Here is a 15,495-nt window from a genome sequence, read left to right as displayed (position 1 = left end):
GACCGGACACGCGCCGTGCGAAGACAACGAAGACAGTGAAGACCGCGGAAGACAACGTTAGGAGTGCCGCCATGGCGAATCCCTTCTCGAAGGGTTGGAAGTACCTGATGCAGTCCCTCGACACCACCATCGAGGAGAACGCCGACCCGAAGGTCCAGATCCAGCAGGCCACCGAGGCGGCGAAGAAGCAGCACCGTGAGGTCACCGAGTCCGCCGCCCGGATCATCGGCAACCGAAACCAGCTGGAGATGACCCTGAACCGGCTGGTCAAGGACCAGGAGAAGCTGCAGAACAACGCGCGCACCGCCCTCCAGCAGGCCGACAAGGCCACGTCCGAGGGGGACTCCGCCGCCGCCGGCGAGTACACCAACACCGCGGAGATCTTCGCCACCCAGCTCGTCACCGTGGAGCAGGAGATCGAGGACACCAAGAAGATGCACGCCCAGGCCACCCAGGCCGCGGAGCAGGCACAGCAGCAGCAGAAGCAGTCGGAGGTCCGGCTCAAGGAGCAGATGGGCCAGATCGACCAGCTGCGCGCCCAGGTCGACCAGGCGAAGATGCAGGAGAGCTCCAACCAGGCGCTGGAGTCGATGCAGGGTATCCAGGCCGACGACAGTGTGCCCACGCTCGACAGCGTCCGCGACAAGATCGAGTCGCGTTACGCCAACGCGCTCGGCGCCCAGGAGCTCACCGAGAACAGTGTGCGCGGGCGCATGGCCGAGATCGAGACCAGTGGGCGCGACATGGCCGCGGCCTCGCGTCTGGAGCAGATCCGTGCGGAGCTCGGCGGCGGGTCCGCCGGAGAAATCACCCCCGGAGAGGGTTCCGGGGAGGGTGACGCGAAGAGCATCGAGGACGCCGCATCCGAGGCGTCCGAGCCGTCCGACGCCGAGGCCACGGACGGTTCCACGACCGAACGCTGACCTACGTCATGTGTGGTCAGACCCAGGTTGCACGGGTCCCCGACCCCCTCTAAGATGGCAGGGCTAGTGCACGGGTGCGGTGTATTTCGTCGCCACAGAGCCCGACGTCCCGGATAACGCATACGAGACCTCCGATCGCAAGGGGGTCTTTTTGCTTGCCTTATGACCCGTGCAGAGTGCTGTGGCGTGTGATTCGCCGCCGCAGCCCACCGACGACGGATCCCACACCACCTGTGTGAGGCCTCGTCGTGCAGTACCCCGGGAGGAACCCCATGGCACACACCGATCCACATTCAGGACCAGACTCAGGAGCCCCGTCCGCGGCGCAGAACACGGGCACCCGTCCCGCCAACGAGGGCGTGAACGTCGGGCTGCTCATCGGCATCCTCGTGGCCGCGGCCTTCGTGGCGATTCTCAACGAGACCGCCCTGTCGAACGCACTGCCCACGCTGATGCGTGAGTTCGACATCACCGAGGACGTCGCCCAGTGGTTGACGACGGTGTTCATGCTGACCATGGCGGTCGTCATCCCGACCACCGGTTACCTGATGCAGAGGCTGACACTGCGGGCGATCTACATCATCGCCCTGTCGCTGTTCCTCGCCGGCACCGTCCTCGCCGCCGCGGCCCCGGCGTTCGCCATCCTGCTGGTGGGACGCGTCCTCCAGGCTGCCGGCACCGCCCTGATCATGCCCTTGCTGATGACGACCATCATGATCCTGATCCCGGTGGAGCGCCGCGGCTCGGTCTTCGGCCTGGTGACCATCGTCATCGCCGTGGGCCCGGCCCTCGGCCCCACGTTCGCCGGCCTCATCCTGGAGCTGCTGAACTGGCGCTGGATCTTCATCGTCATGATCCCGCTGGCCGTGCTCGCACTGCTGATGGGTGTCTGGCAGATCCGCAACTTCCAGGAGCCCAGCCGCCCGCCGTTCGACCTGCTGTCCGTGGGTCTGTCCGCGGTCGGTTTCGCCGCGACGATCTACGGCCTGTCCGGCCTGTCTGCGGCGGCCGAGGGCTTCCCGACCGTCGCCGTGGTCTGCCTGGTCGTCGGCGCGTTGGTCCTGACCGTCTTCTTCCGTCGTCAGGGCATGCTGATGCGCGCCCAGGCAGCAGGGGAGCACCGCGCCCCCCTGATGAACACCGAGCCCCTGCGCATCCGCGAGTTCATCCTGTCGATGGCACTGATGCTGCTGTCCTTCGGTTCGCTGTTCGGCTTCATCATCATCATGCCGATCTTCGGGCAGACCGTGCTGGGCCTGTCTGAGCTGCAGACCGGCCTGGTCACGCTGCCGGGCGGCATCATCATGGGTGCGATGGGCCCGATCGTCGGACGTCTCTACGACCGCGTGGGTACCCGGCCCCTGATCATCCCGGGCGGTGCCCTGCTGGTCGCCGCGATGGTCATGCTGCTGATGCTCGACGAGAACAAGACGTTCTGGTACCTCGCCGCAGTCGCGGTGGTGCTGAACATCGGGCTGTCGCTGATGATGACCCCGCTGATGTCGAACGCGCTTGCCGCCGTGCCGGACAAGATCTCCTCCCACGGTTCGGCGATCCTGAACACGCTGCAGCAGCTCGCCGCCGCGGCGGGTACCGCGCTGTTCATCGCCGTGATGGGCATCGGCTCCTCGCGATCGTCCGCGGGTGATCCGGTGGGTGCCCTGGTGGACGGTGTCCACATCGCGTTCTTCTTTGGCGCGGGCATCGCCGTGCTTGTGTTCGTCCTGGCCCTGGTGCTGCGCATCGACGCGCGGGACATGGGCAAGGACACGGCCGAGTCGTCGGCCGGTTCGCCGGCTGGGGCCGAGGATGCCCGGGACGCCTGACCGCCGGGTCGTCCTCACCGCCGTCACCGTGATCGCCCTGGTCGCGGTGGTCGGCGTTGTGGCGTTGTGGTGGTTCCTGCAGAGCTACCAGACGCTCGCCGGCGGGCTGGGGGAGTCCGGGGCACGGGAACACTGCGGTGAGGAGGTCCGCTGGGAGACCGGTTTCGGGCAGGACGCCGAGCTCGACCTGTGGGACGCCCGACCGGACACGGACGCCGACCGGTGGGTCGTCGACGGGCAGGTGTTCAGCGAGCACGTCGAGGGCGTCGAGGTGACCCACGGGGCACGGGACGACGGCATGCAGTTCCGCTGCCTGGTGTCGGAGGACCGTGTCACCGTGGAGATGCTGGACTGACGGGGGGCGACGGTCAGCCCACGCCGCCGACGTAGCCGAAGGCGCGCAGGCCAGCGTCACGGTAGTTCTTCAGCGCGCGCAGGTAGTGCGGGTCGGAGGTCACCACGATCGTGGTCCCACCGAGTTTCTCGATCGTCCCGGCGGTGTTCTCCACGTTCTGCAGGGTGTTCCACGAGTCCTCCTCGAGGATGATGTCGTTGTCGACACCGCGGTCCTCCAGGCCGGCCTCCATGACGGCCGCCTCGCTCGGGCAGTCCTCGACGGTGACTCCGCCGGTGAGGATCGCCGGGTTCTCCGGGTGGTCCTTCAGCAGCCGTGCCGCGGCGTCCAGCCGGTCCTCGAGGACCGGCGGTGCCGAGCAGTCGTCCTGCAGCTGCGCGCCCAGGACCACCACCGGGGCGGCGGTGCGCCCGAGGATCTCGTTCGCCAGGGGAGTGCGAACGAACTCGGAGTCGGTGATGTTGTAGACCTGCTGCTTGGCGTCGGCGACGAGGTCGTCCACCACCGATACCGAACCAGACACCGAGCCGCCGGCGGACCCCGTGCCTGAGCCGGGGAGGCCGGGGTCGGCGAACGCCGGGGCGGCACCGACGGCTCCTGCGGTCAGGGCGGCGGCGAGGCCGGTGGCGACGAGCCCTCGGCCCCGCACGGGGCGGTGGTGGTGGGACGGCACAGCTGGACTCCTTGCGAGATCGGGGATTGGGCGCCGGGCGCTCAATAGTGCTGAAAGCATAACTGCTCTCGCCGCGAGCCGAAACCCCCGAACTCCAGGAGGGAGCTACCGCTCCAGGTTCGCCAGGGCGTAGTCCGCCTCCTCGACGGTGAACTTCTCGCCGTACTCGGACACGAGCTGCTCGTGGATCATGGTCGGGGACATCGCCATGGTGTCCTGGTAGGTCCGCGCCTTCTCCAGGGCGTTGGCGTTCCAGTCGGCCTCCACGTTGTCCACGGCGTACTGGGCGGCCTCCGCGGAGAACCCCTCGCCGTACTCCGAGGTCAGCTGGTCGAAGACGCCGGCCTTGGACATGTGCATCATGTCTGAGTACGTCGTCGCCTTACGCAGTGCCGAGCTGTACTCGCGCGGGACGTCCCCACCGGCGTCCTGTGCGGTGTCCTCCTCGACCGCCTCCTCCACGACGGGTTCCTCGGCTTCCTGTGCGGCTTCCTGTGCGGCGGCCTCGTCGACCACCTCGTCGACCAACGGCTCCTCCGCGACCGGGGTCACCTCGGTGGTCTCGGTGGCGCCTGCGGTGGCGGTCTCGTCGTCCTCACCGGTGACGGCCACGGCCACGCCGATCACCAGGACCACGGCGAGGGCGATGAACCAGATCCTCTTGTAGAAGGGCTTCTTGGCGGGCTGCTCAGGCTGGAAGGGCTCGGGCTGGAACGGCTGGGGCTGAAAGTTCGTGGTCACGGTGAAACGTCTCTCTGTCTCGGTGGGGGCGTCCTCTCCTCGAAGGACTGGACAGATCATCGCACCGGCCACGGACGTGAAAATTTCGGTGTTCGAACAAAGGTGTCGAACACGCGGCGGCCTCAGCTGGGCGCGCGGGCCTGCCGCGAGGAGGCCACGTCGTCCACGATCTCCACGATGTGCTGCAGGCCGGTGATCATCGTGCCGTACACCGGCCAGTGGATGGTCGGCAGGTTCTCGTCGTTCGAGAGCTGCTCGGTGAGGTTCTCCAGGCGCGTTGACAGGGGCTCGACCTCGGCGTCCGGGTTGGCCACGGCCCGTCCGGAGTCGCGCGCGACCGAGGCCCACTCCTCACGGAAGCGGGTGTCCCACTCACCGTCGGCGTAGGACGCCTCACGCAGCGTCCGGGCGAGGTTGCGCAGGTGCGAGACGCCTTCACCGGCGCGCCGCAGGATGTCCTCCCAGCTGGCGTCCTCCGGGTCGGGGGTCTGCTGCCCGCGGGCGCGGGCCCGGCGTAGCTGGTCCAGGTAGGACCGCGGGTTGGCGCGCCGGCTCTCCCGGGCGAACCGCACCACCGACCAGGCGGAGTTGAGCTCCTCGTTGATCGAGTCGGTCTCCCGGATCCAGTCGTCGGCGTGGTCGGTGTCCCAGGACGAGGCGAACTCCTCGCCCATGTTCTCCAGCACCGAGCCCATCCGGCGGTTCACGCTGTCCACGTAGCGCGACGCCTGACGGTCCCGCAGCGGGGGCAGGACCAGCAGGTTCACCACCACACCGACGACGATGCCCACCGCGATCTCCATCATGCGGTCGCCGAACTGCTGTTGCTGCTCGGAGAAACCGTCGCTGAGGATGAAGATCGACATGGTCGCGACCGTGACACCCTCGTCGCGGATCCACGGCAGACGCGCCAGCACCAGCCCCACCAGCAGCGCCAGGGCGTACGTCCACACGGAGACGCCGAGCAGGTGGCCGACGAGGAAGGCCACGCCGATGCCCAGCAGCGAGGCGATCGTGGACTGCACCCCGCGCGACAGGGTGCGGTAGGCGGTCGCGTCGATGGTCAGCAGCGCCACCCACGGGGCGAGGAAGGGGAAGCTGGTGTCGAGGAAGGTCACCGAGATCCACCAGGCCCCGGTCGCGGCGATCACGCACTTGGCGATCTGCAGTGCGGCCGTGGAGCCTTCCGGGCTGGTGAACTGTCTCCAGAGCCGGGTGACGAAGCCCGGCTCGTCCTGGGTCATCCGTTCAACTCCGAGCTTCCCAGTTCCTCGGGTGCCTCGAAGCGCAGGACGGCGGCGATGCCGTCGGTGACCTCCGCGTCGATCAGGGCGGCGTCGGCGTCGACCTGCGCGCAGCTGACCACGATCTCGCTCTCCCCGGTGGTCGGGACGTCGTAGTTGAGCAGCAGTGTCTCCACCGCGCCCATGCCTGCGGCCTGGAGCACGGCGTGCACGCCCTCGGCGGTGCGGCCGCGGGCCCGTGCCTCCTCGAAACGTTCGGTCTGTGCCAGGGCGTGGCCTGCGGCGACGTCGCTGGCGATGGTGCCGACGGCACGGTCGAGGGCCTCGCCGGCGTTGTCGCCGGACGCCTCGGTGAGTCCGCCCTCGTCGGTCTCCTGCACGGTCGCGGCGAGTTCGGTGCCCAGTTCGCCGCGTACGGCGGCGCGCCCCTGCGTCTCACCGGCCAGCACCAGGACGTCCGGACGCCAGGCGCGTGCCGTGGCCTCCAGGTGGTCGGCGACGCCACGGGCGTTCTGCTTGACGGCCTCGTCGGCGCGGCGCTGGATCTGGTTGTGTGACAACGCCCCTTGCCGGGGCTTGCGGACGGGCTCGTCGCTGCTGGCGTCGACGACGTCGTGACCGCTCTCGTCGAGGTTGCGGTCCTCGGTGGCCACGAGGCGCCGGACCACGGCACCCGTCTGGTCGACGACGGCGAGCAGGACGCGCACCGCGCGTGCACGTTCACGCACGTAGGCGGACAGTTCGGGGATGTCGCCGAAGGCGGAGTCGTCGCCGGTGCCGGCGCGGGCGTCCCACGCCTCGTCGAGCAGGACACCGCCCGGGTGTGCGACGATCACGCGACCGTCGGTCTGCACCTCGGTGGCGTCGGGGGTGGACAGGGCGTCGTCGATCGCGGCGAGCGTCTCCTCTCCGGCACCGTCGTCGGCGAGCGAGGAACGCTGGGCGTCCCACCGCAGGCGTAGTTCATTCGCCGCGTCCTCGGAGGCGGCACGTCCCTCCAGGTAGAGGGTCGCGAAGGGGCCCTGCGCATCGCTGAGGCCGCGGACTGTGTCGAGTTTCATCGTTCGGGTCCTTTCGTGTGGTTGTGCGTCACGGGGTCATCTGTCCGCCGTTGACGTGGATGGTGGAACCGACCACGTAACTGGACTCCTGCGAGGTCAGGAACACGTAGGCGGGTGCGAGCTCGACCGGTTGGCCGGAGCGTCCCAGCGGGGTCCGTGGCCGAAGCCCGGCAACGCGTCCTGCGGCTGGCCGTCGGAGACCTGCAGCGGCGTCCACACCGGCCCCGGGGCCACGGCGTTGACGCGGATCCCCTTCGGGGCCAGCTGGGTGGCCAGACTCTTGGTGAGGTTGTTGATCGCCGCCTTGGTCGAGGCGTAGTCCATGATGTGGTCCGAGGGGTCGTAGGCCTGGATCGACGTGGAGTTCACGATCGTCGCCCCGGGCCCGAGGTGCGGCAGCGCCGCCCTGGTCACCCGGACCATGGCGTGGACGTTCACGTCGTACGTCCTCGTCCACTGCTCGTCGGTGACCTCCTCGAAGGAGGGCACGGTGATCTGGCGTCCGGCGTTGTTCACCAGGGCGTCCAGCCCGCCGAGGCCGGCCACGGCCTGTTCCACGAGGTCGGTGCAGTACGCCTTGTCGCCCAGGTCGCCGGGCAGCAGGACGGCGCGACGCCCCTCGGCCTCGACGAGGTCGGCGACGCGCCGGGCGTCCTGCTCCTCCTCGGGGAGGTACGCCAGGGCGACGTCGGCACCCTCGCGGGCGAAGGCGACGGCGGTGGCCGCACCGATGCCGGAGTCGGCGCCGGTGACCAGCGCCTTACGGCCCTCCAGGCGTCCGGTGCCGCGGTAGCCCGTGGCGCCGATGTCGGCGGCGGGGACGAGGTCGGCGTCCAGTCCGGGTTCGGGCTGATGCTGCTTCGGCGGCTCGATCCTGGGGTGGCGGGTGACGGGGTTGGTGAACGTGAGTTGGTCGGTCATGGTTCGTACTCCCATCTGTCGTTCCAAAGTCCCACGACCCTACCTGCATCTTGAACAGCACAAAGCGGGGCCACCCGGAGGGGTGGCCCCGCGAGGGGAGCGTGCGACGGGACGGTTCTGACGACCGGTCAGATGATCAGGTGGACCAGCATCACCACGGCCAGGGCGACCACGGAGAGGATCGTCTCCATCAACGACCAGGTCTTCAGCGTCTGCGGCACGGTCATGCCGAAGTACTCCTTGACGAGCCAGAAGCCGGCGTCGTTGACGTGGGAGAAGAACACCGAACCCGCGCCGACGGCCAGGACCAGCAGGGCGACCTCGGTGGAGCCCATGCCGGCGGCGACCGGTGCCATGATCCCGGCCGCGGTGACGGTGGCCACCGTCGCCGAACCCGTGGCCAGGCGGATGAACACCGCGACCAGCCAGCCGGCGATCAGCGGGGAGACCGGGGCGGCCTGCACCCACTGGCCGACCACGTCGGCGACCCCGGTGTTGACCAGGGTCTGCTTGAATCCGCCGCCGGCACCGACGATGAGGATCACCCCGGCGATCGGGCCGAAGGCGCCGCCGACCTGGTCGGAGACCTCCTGGCGGGTGCGTCCCACACCGAAGCCGAGGAAGAACATCGCCACCAGCACGGTGGCGAGCAGGGCCACGATCGGCTCGCCGAGGAACTCGAAGGTCTTGTAGACCACGGAATCCTCGGAGACCTGCAGCGACTCGACCACGGTGCGCGAGAGCATCATGACCACCGGCAGCAGCACCACGGTGAGGCCGCGTCCCACGGACGGACGGTCCTCGTCGGAGACGACGGTGACGTCCTGCCCGGAGATGGAGGTCGGGGCCTCGATCGGCACCCACCGTGCCATCACCTTCGCCGACAGCGGGCCGGCGATCGCCACGACGGGGATCGCGACCAGCAGGCCCAGGGCCAGGGTGAGGCCCAGGTTCGCGCCCAGGGCGTTCACCGCGATCAGCGGGCCCGGGTGCGGCGGCACCAGGGCGTGCAGGGCGGACAGGCCGGCCAGGGCCGGGATACCCAGCAGCATCACCGGCAGCTGGGACCGGCGCGCTGCCAGCATGACCACCGGGATCAGCAGGACGATGCCGACCTCGAAGAACAGCGGGATGCCCAGCAGCATCGCCAGCCCGGCGATGACCCAGGGGCGCAGCGCGGGTCTGGTGCGGTCCAGGAAGGCGTCGACGATGCTGTCGGCGGCGCCGGACTTCACCAGGAACTGGCCGATCACCGCACCCAGGGCGATGAGCACGCCGACGTCGCCGACGGTGCCGCCGAAGCCCTCGGTGAAGCTGCCGAACGCCTCGACCAGCGGGGTGCCGGCGACGAGCGCCAGCACCGCCGAACCGATCATCAACGACAGGAAGGGGTTCAGCTTCGCCCAGACGATCAGCACGATGATCAGGGCGATGCCGACGACGGCGGCGGCGACCAGCTGGCCCTCGCCGGCGGTCGAAGCTGTGGCGTCGGCGGCGTCGGCGGCGAGCAGGAGGGGACCGTCCGCCGCGGGTGTCACGGTCGGCCACCCTCGTGGGCGAGTGTGGCCAACGCGCTGAGTGCCAGCACCTCGTCGGCGAGGGCCTCGGGGGTGTCGGTGGCGTCCACGGTGAGGCCGTTCTCGTCGTCGGCGAGGCCCTCGAGGGTGTCCAGCTGCGAGCGCAGCAGCGAGGCCGGCATGAAGTGGCCCTTGCGGACCTCCATGCGCGCGGCGAGCACGTCCTCCGGGGCGTCGAGCAGGACGAAGAACTCGTCGCCGACGGCCTCGCGGAGCACGTCACGGTAGGACTTCTTCAACGCCGAGCAGGTCACGATGGTGGAGTGGCCCTTCTCCGCCTGGGAGGTCATCCAGTCGCGCAGTTCGTGGAGCCAGGGCCAACGGTCGTCGTCGTTGAGGGGCTGGCCGGAGCCCATCTTCTTCTTGTTCGCCTCGGGGTGGAACACGTCTGCCTCGGCGTAGGGGACGCCGGTGCGCAGCTCGAGCTGTTCGGCGATGGTTGTCTTGCCGCTTCCGCTGACGCCCATGATGACGAGGTGGACGGGGCGGGGACGGGGTGTGTCGGACATGGCACTCGTTTCTGGTTGGACGGGTGGTCTTGCCGAGACTGTACCCCTGACGACCCCGCCGCGGAAGGTTCCGATTATGGCCGTCTCTGTGTCTTCGCCTGTCTTCATGCCCCTTCATGTTGATTTCCCCGGAGGGGCGAGTGGCCCGCACCACATCCGGTGAAGATTCCCCGTACAAAGGACCCATGAGCCACCACACCACCGATGCTCCCGACGTATCAGCACTGCCCCTCGCCGACCGGGCCGCCCTGGGATCGGGCCGCAACTTCTGGCAGACCAGGGAGGTGGACGGAGCGCAGGGCACCATCCCCTCCGTCACCCTCACCGACGGCCCGCACGGCCTGCGCAAGCAGACCGGCGGGGTGGACCACCTGGGCCTGGCCGGCAGCGTGCCGGCCACGTGCTTCCCGCCGGCGGCCGGCCTCGGCCAGAGCTGGGATCCGGAACTCCTCGAACGCGTGGGCGCCGCCCTGGCCGCCGAGGCCCGCGCCGAGGACGTCCAGGTGCTGCTCGGCCCCGGCGTGAACATCAAACGATCGCCCCTGGGCGGGCGCAACTTCGAGTACTACTCCGAGGACCCTCACCTGTCCGGCGTGCTCGGCTCCGCCTGGGTCACCGGCCTGCAGGGTGGGGGAGTGGGTGCGAGCCTGAAGCACTTCGCGCTGAACAACCAGGAGCACGACCGGATGCGCGCCAGCTCCGACGTGGACCCCCGGCCGCTGCGCGAGGTCTACCTGCGCGTCTTCCGCAGGATCGTGGAGGACGCCCGCCCCTGGACGGTCATGTGCTCCTACAACGCCGTCAACGGGGTGCCGGTGCGCCACCGCCGCGACCTGCTCACCGACGTCCTTCGCGGCGAGTGGGGTTTCGACGGGGTCGTCGTCAGTGACTGGGGCGCCGTCGGTGGCCGGGTGGCCGCCGTCGCGGCGGGTCTGGACCTGCAGATGCCCTCGGACGGTGGGGCGTCCGACGACGAGGTCGTCGCCGCCGTCGAGGCCGGTGAGCTCGACGAGGACGTCGTCACCACCGCCGCAGGACGCGTCGCGCGCCTGGCTGCCCGGGCGCGCCGGGCACAGGAGGCACAGGAGGCGTCCGGCGGTGACGGGGCCGCGGTGGACGCCGAGGCACACCACGCCCTTGCCCGCGAGGCAGCCGCGGCGTCCATCGTCCTGCTCAAGAACGACGACGCCGACGGCCGCCACATCCTGCCCATCGCCGCGTCCGGCGTGACCGGCTCCGTCGCCGTCATCGGCGCCTTCGCCGCGGAGCCGCGCTACCAGGGGGCGGGCAGCTCGCACGTGAACCCGACCCGGGTCGACTCGCCGTTGGAGCTGTTCAAGGAGCGGATCGCCGCGCCGGTGACCTACGCCGCCGGGTTCACCACGGACGGCTCGGGACGCCACGCCGGGCTGCTCGCCGAGGCCGTGGAGGACGCCGCCAACGCCGACGTCGCCGTGGTCTTCCTCGGCCTGTCGCCCGACCAGGAGACCGAGGGGCTCGACCGCACCGACCTCGGCCTGCCCGCCGAACAGCTCGGACTGCTGCGGGCGGTGCGCGCCGTACAGGACCGGGTGGTGGTCGTGCTGTCGCACGGCGGTGCCCTGGAGCTCGGGGAGGTCAGCGACCTCGCGCCGGCCATCCTGGACGCCAACCTGCTCGGCCAGGGCGGCGGGGCGGCCATCGCCGACGTGCTCACCGGGACGGTCAACCCCTCCGGAAAACTCACCGAGACGCTGCCCACCCGGCTCGCCGACAACCCGTCCTACCTGGACTTCCCCGGGGAGCACGGCCACGTGCGCTACAGCGAGGGCCTGTTCGTGGGCTACCGCTGGTACGACGCCCGCAACCTGCGCGTCACCTACCCCTTCGGCCACGGGCTGTCCTACACCACCTTCCGCTACGACGACGTCTACGGGCAGCCCGACGACGACGGGGACGGCATCACCGTCACGGTCACGGTGACCAACACGGGACGCCGCGCGGGACGTGAGGTCGTCCAGGCCTACGTCGCCGTCCCGGACTCCTCGCAGGTCAGGGTGGAGCGGGCGCTGGCAGGCTTCGGGTCGGTGACCCTGGAACCCGGTGCGAGCGAGGAGATCGAGATCCACCTGGACCGCCGTGACCTGGAGTACTGGGACGTGCGGGTCGACCGCTTCGTGCTGGAACCGGGCCGATACGTGGTGCACCTGGGATCCTCCAGCCGGGACCTGCGCGGATCCGTGGAGGTCGACCTCGAGGGTGAGGAGGTCCGCGTGCCGCTCACGTTGGAGTCCACCCTCGGCGAGGCGCTGGCGGTGCCGTCGGTGGCGGAGTCGCTGGGCAACGTCTTCGGCGGGGACGGTGAATCCGGTGGGGACGGGTTAGGCGTCGACGTGGTGACGTTGATGTCGTCGATCCCCCTGGACCGCGTCGCGGGACTGAGCGGCGGCTCGGTGACGCGTGAACAGCTCGAGGAACTGCTCGAGCGGGCGAATCACGGTTAATCACGGGTAATCACGGTTAAGACGGGGCGGCGGCGGAGCGCACCTGCGACACTGGGGGAGTCACCGCCCGCCGACCTGCCCGCCGACCCGTGAGGAAAACTGTGCCCACTGTGCCCACTCTTGCCCGCCGCGACGACGTCTTCGTCCTCGACCTCGGCGACACCGAGAACCGCTTCCACCCGAGCTGGGTCGAGGAGGTCACCGCCCTGCTCGACGAGGTGGGCGCCGCCACCGGGCCCCGTGCCCTGGTCACCACCGCCACCGGCAAGTTCTTCTCCAACGGCCTGGACCTGGAGTGGCTCGAGGACCACCAGGACCAGCGCGCCGACTACCTCGACAGCGTGGAGGCCCTCTACGCCCGGATCCTGTCGCTGCCGGTGGTCACCGTCGCCGCCGTGCAGGGGCACGCCTACGCCGCCGGCGCGATGCTCACCCTGGCCCACGACCTGCGGGTCATGCGTGCCGACCGTGGGTTCTGGTGCCTGCCGGAGGCAGACATCGGCATCCCCTTCACCGACGGTATGTCGTCGCTGGTGCGCGAGCGGCTGGACCGCCAGGTCGCACACCGGGCCATGGTCACCTCCGAGCGTTTCGGCGGGGTGGGCGCCGCGGCGTCCGGAGTGGTCGACCGCGCCGTCGACGAACAGGACGTGCTGCCCACCGCCGTGGACCTCGCCGCCGCGCAGACGGGCAAGGCGGGGGACACCCTGGCGACGATCAAGGCGCGGATGTACGCTCCGCTGCTCGAGGAACTGCGCGGTTAGGAGGCGGGTGCCGTCTCAGGACGCTCAAGTCAGAGCGCGCGCAGCAGCACGGCGCTGCCCTGACCGCCGCCACCGCAGGCCGCGGCGGCACCGAGGGAGCCGGGGCCGGCGTCCTTAAGCTCGCGGGCGAGGGTGCCGATGATGCGGGCGCCGGTGGCGCCCAGCGGGTGGCCCAGGCCGAGCGCACCACCGTGCGGGTTCACGACCTCGGGGGCCAGGCCCAGGTCACGGGCCGACTGCAGGCCGACGAGGGCGAAGGGCTCGTTGATCTCGGCGGCGACGAGCTCGTCCGGGGTGGCGCCGATCTTCTCCAGGGCGGCGGAGATGGCGTGGGACGGCTGGGAGTGCAGGTAGGTGTTGTCCTCGGGGCCGGCGACGAAGGCGGTCGCCTCGATGCGGGCGATCGGGGTCATGCCGTACTTCTCGGCGGCCTCCTCGCTGACGATCACGAGTGCGCCGGCACCGTTGGCCAGCGGACCGGTGTTCCCGGGGGTGATGGTGTCCTTCTCGCCACCGAGCAGCGGGCGCAGCTTCGCCAGGCCCTCCATGGTGGTCCCCGCGTGACCGCTGTTGTCCGAGGCCAGGTCGCCGCCGTCCTTCGCGGCGCCGGGGAAGGGCGCGATCTCCTCGTTGCGCCAGTCGGCGAACTCGGCCACACGGCGCTGCGACTCCACGGTGTAGGCGTCCTGTTCCTCACGGGAGACGCCGAGTTCCTTGTTGCCCTGCTCGGTGAGCTGGACCATGTTGATGTTGTAGAACATGTCCTGCAGGCCGTCGAGGTCGATGAGGTCCACGAGGGTGGCGTCGCCGCGTCCGGCTGAGGCACGCAGGTTGATCACGTGCGGCACCTGGGAGTGCGACTCCTGGCCACCGGCCAGGACGATCTCCGCCTCGCCGGCGTTGATCAGGCGTGCGGCCTGGGCGACGGCCTCGAGGCCGGACAGGCAGACGGCGTTCAGGGTGATGGCGGGGACCGTCTTCGGCACGCCTGCCCCGGCGGCGGTCTGGCGGGCGGGGTTCTCGCCCGCGCCGGCTTGCATGACCTGCCCGAAGACCACCTGGTCGATCTGGTCGGGGGTGATGCCGGCGCGTTCGATCGCGGCCTTCGCGGCGTGCGAGCCCAACGCGGTGGCGGGCTGGTCGGCGAGAAGGTCGTGGGGCTGCCCCGTGAACTTGGTGAACGGGGTGCGGGCGTAGCTCGCGATCAAAGCGGTCATGACTGGTGCTCCTCCGGATATGAGGTGAGTGTTCGTGCACGGTCACCCGGGGTGCCCCGCGCCCCCTCCAGTGTTCTCTTGTGCCGCAGGTCAGGCATGGGTTCGGGGGTGAAGGGGGTGCAATGCAATCAGCATCTTTCTACTCCCATAAACCACCTTGGCCGGTTGCTGGACCTCCCGCAGGTCGCCCGCAAAGAGATTTTGTGAGGTAGATAATCTCCTTGACATATATGAGACCTGTGACACATAATACTCGGGAGTACTGCAGGTAAACGCGATAAGGAGCAACCGTGAACTTTGAAGGACAAGTAGCCGTGATCACCGGTGCCGGCGGAGGTCTGGGCAGGTCCCATGCCCTCGACCTGGCGTCCCGGGGAGTCAAGGTCGTGGTCAACGACCTCGGTGCCGCCGACGCAGTCGTCGCCGAGATCGCCGCAGCCGGAGGAGAGGCCGTCGCCTCGTCCGCTGATGTCTCGGATGCGACGGCGGCCGCCGCGATGGTCGACGAGGCCGTACAGCGATGGGGCCGGGTCGACATCCTCGTCAACAACGCTGGCATCTTGCGCGACAAGACGTTCGCGAAGATGGACCTCGACGATTTCCGCAAGGTCGTTGATGTTCACCTCATGGGTTCCGTGAACTGCACGAAGGCCGCCTGGCCGCACATGGTCAAGCAGGGCTACGGGCGCATCCTGATGACAACCTCGGCTTCCGGAATCTACGGGAACTTCGGCCAGGCGAACTACGGTGCGGCGAAGTCCGCACTCGTCGGACTCGCCAACGTCCTGGCCATCGAGGGAGAGCGAAAGGGAATCCGGGTCAACGCGCTCGCTCCTACCGCCGCAACCCGGATGACAGCGGGCTTGATCGAGGAGGACGCTGCAGCGCAGCTCGGCCCAGAGACGGTCGCTCCCGGTGCCGTTTTCCTCGTCTCGCCGGACGCCCCGACCGGGGTGATCCTTGGTGCCGGTGCCGGTGTCTTCGCGGTCTCCCGCATGGTCGAGGCAGAGCCGGTGGCCCTGCCAGCGGAGGAGTGCACGGCCGAAGGCGTTGCTGCCAACTGGGACAGGATCTCCGATCTCGGGGACCCGCACACCCTCGGGTCCGCATTCGACCAGACGGCACTGTATGTGCAGTTGGCCAAGGAAGCTTCGGGCTCCGTGACCGCAGGCGCAGCCGCCGGACTGGGGAGGTGAGCACG

The 15,495-nt window shown here is 69.5% G+C and carries 13 protein-coding genes and 1 pseudogene; 6 read left to right on the top strand and 8 right to left on the bottom strand.

Annotation, left to right across the window (positions count from 1 at the left end; all coding sequences use genetic code 11):
* Positions 1-71: 71 nt before the first annotated feature.
* The 3 genes from ACT3TD_RS01630 (at position 72) to ACT3TD_RS01620 (ending at position 3,104) form a co-directional block, all read left to right on the top strand.
* On the top strand, positions 72-923 hold the full coding sequence (locus tag ACT3TD_RS01630) for a PspA/IM30 family protein (protein WP_301442420.1): 852 nt from the start codon (positions 72-74) through the stop codon (positions 921-923).
* A 272-nt stretch (positions 924-1,195) separates the two neighbouring features.
* Entirely contained in the window at positions 1,196-2,749 is a 1,554-nt protein-coding gene (locus ACT3TD_RS01625) for a DHA2 family efflux MFS transporter permease subunit (protein ID WP_301442421.1), read from the top strand.
* Positions 2,733-3,104 (top strand): hypothetical protein, encoded by a 372-nt coding sequence (locus tag ACT3TD_RS01620; RefSeq protein WP_301442422.1) that lies wholly within the window; start codon positions 2,733-2,735, stop codon positions 3,102-3,104. Before ACT3TD_RS01625 ends, ACT3TD_RS01620 begins: the two co-directional genes overlap by 17 nt.
* Before the next feature lie 13 nt (positions 3,105-3,117).
* Here the strand turns inward: ACT3TD_RS01620 and ACT3TD_RS01615 are convergent, their stop codons facing one another.
* The 7 genes and pseudogenes from ACT3TD_RS01615 to ACT3TD_RS01585 all read right to left on the bottom strand — a co-directional run bounded on the left by ACT3TD_RS01615 (position 3,118) and on the right by ACT3TD_RS01585 (position 9,830).
* Positions 3,118-3,777: a YdcF family protein gene (locus ACT3TD_RS01615; protein WP_301442423.1), complete on the bottom strand. Its 660-nt coding sequence runs from the start codon at positions 3,775-3,777 to the stop codon at positions 3,118-3,120.
* Between the two features lie 105 nt (positions 3,778-3,882).
* Positions 3,883-4,518: an Ltp family lipoprotein gene (locus ACT3TD_RS01610; protein WP_301442424.1), complete on the bottom strand. Its 636-nt coding sequence runs from the start codon at positions 4,516-4,518 to the stop codon at positions 3,883-3,885.
* Positions 4,519-4,640: 122 nt separating this feature from the next.
* The gene (locus ACT3TD_RS01605; protein WP_301442425.1) at positions 4,641-5,762 is read right to left on the bottom strand and encodes an FUSC family protein; all 1,122 of its coding nucleotides are present in this window, start codon (positions 5,760-5,762) and stop codon (positions 4,641-4,643) included.
* Positions 5,759-6,823, bottom strand: coding sequence for a baeRF2 domain-containing protein (locus tag ACT3TD_RS01600; RefSeq protein ID WP_301442426.1), 1,065 nt, complete (start codon positions 6,821-6,823; stop codon positions 5,759-5,761). The genes ACT3TD_RS01605 and ACT3TD_RS01600 overlap by 4 nt, the downstream gene beginning before the upstream one ends.
* Positions 6,824-6,851: 28 nt before the next feature.
* A pseudogene (locus ACT3TD_RS01595) lies at positions 6,852-7,759 on the bottom strand (SDR family oxidoreductase).
* Positions 7,760-7,872: 113 nt separating this feature from the next.
* Entirely contained in the window at positions 7,873-9,255 is a 1,383-nt protein-coding gene (locus ACT3TD_RS01590; protein WP_301443081.1) for a GntP family permease, read from the bottom strand.
* Positions 9,256-9,278: 23 nt separating this feature from the next.
* Positions 9,279-9,830: a gluconokinase gene (locus ACT3TD_RS01585; RefSeq protein ID WP_441578804.1), complete on the bottom strand. Its 552-nt coding sequence runs from the start codon at positions 9,828-9,830 to the stop codon at positions 9,279-9,281.
* A 185-nt stretch (positions 9,831-10,015) separates the two neighbouring features.
* On the opposite strand from ACT3TD_RS01585, the gene ACT3TD_RS01580 reads away from it, so the two are divergent.
* Together ACT3TD_RS01580 and ACT3TD_RS01575 are read left to right on the top strand one after the other, a co-directional pair.
* Positions 10,016-12,313 carry a glycoside hydrolase family 3 C-terminal domain-containing protein gene (locus tag ACT3TD_RS01580; protein ID WP_441578803.1) on the top strand — a complete coding sequence of 766 codons (2,298 nt, stop codon included), beginning with the start codon at positions 10,016-10,018 and terminating at the stop codon, positions 12,311-12,313.
* A gap of 110 nt (positions 12,314-12,423) precedes the next feature.
* Positions 12,424-13,077: an enoyl-CoA hydratase-related protein gene (locus ACT3TD_RS01575; protein WP_301443076.1), complete on the top strand. Its 654-nt coding sequence runs from the start codon at positions 12,424-12,426 to the stop codon at positions 13,075-13,077.
* Positions 13,078-13,106: 29 nt separating this feature from the next.
* Here ACT3TD_RS01575 and ACT3TD_RS01570 read toward each other — a convergent pair whose 3' ends face one another.
* Positions 13,107-14,294 (bottom strand): acetyl-CoA C-acyltransferase, encoded by a 1,188-nt coding sequence (locus tag ACT3TD_RS01570; RefSeq protein WP_301443077.1) that lies wholly within the window; start codon positions 14,292-14,294, stop codon positions 13,107-13,109.
* 290 nt (positions 14,295-14,584) lie between these two features.
* Here ACT3TD_RS01570 and ACT3TD_RS01565 point away from each other — a divergent pair, with 290 nt between their 5' ends.
* A complete protein-coding gene (locus ACT3TD_RS01565; RefSeq protein ID WP_441578802.1) occupies positions 14,585-15,490 on the top strand; it encodes an SDR family NAD(P)-dependent oxidoreductase in 906 nt (301 codons plus the stop codon).
* The last annotated feature ends 5 nt before the right edge of the window (positions 15,491-15,495 follow it).

The organism is Corynebacterium sp. AOP36-E1-14 (assembly GCF_052377495.1).
GTDB lineage: Bacteria > Actinomycetota > Actinomycetes > Mycobacteriales > Mycobacteriaceae > Corynebacterium.
Note: the sequence above shows the minus strand (reverse complement) of the source record. Positions and strands in the feature narration are given on the sequence as shown.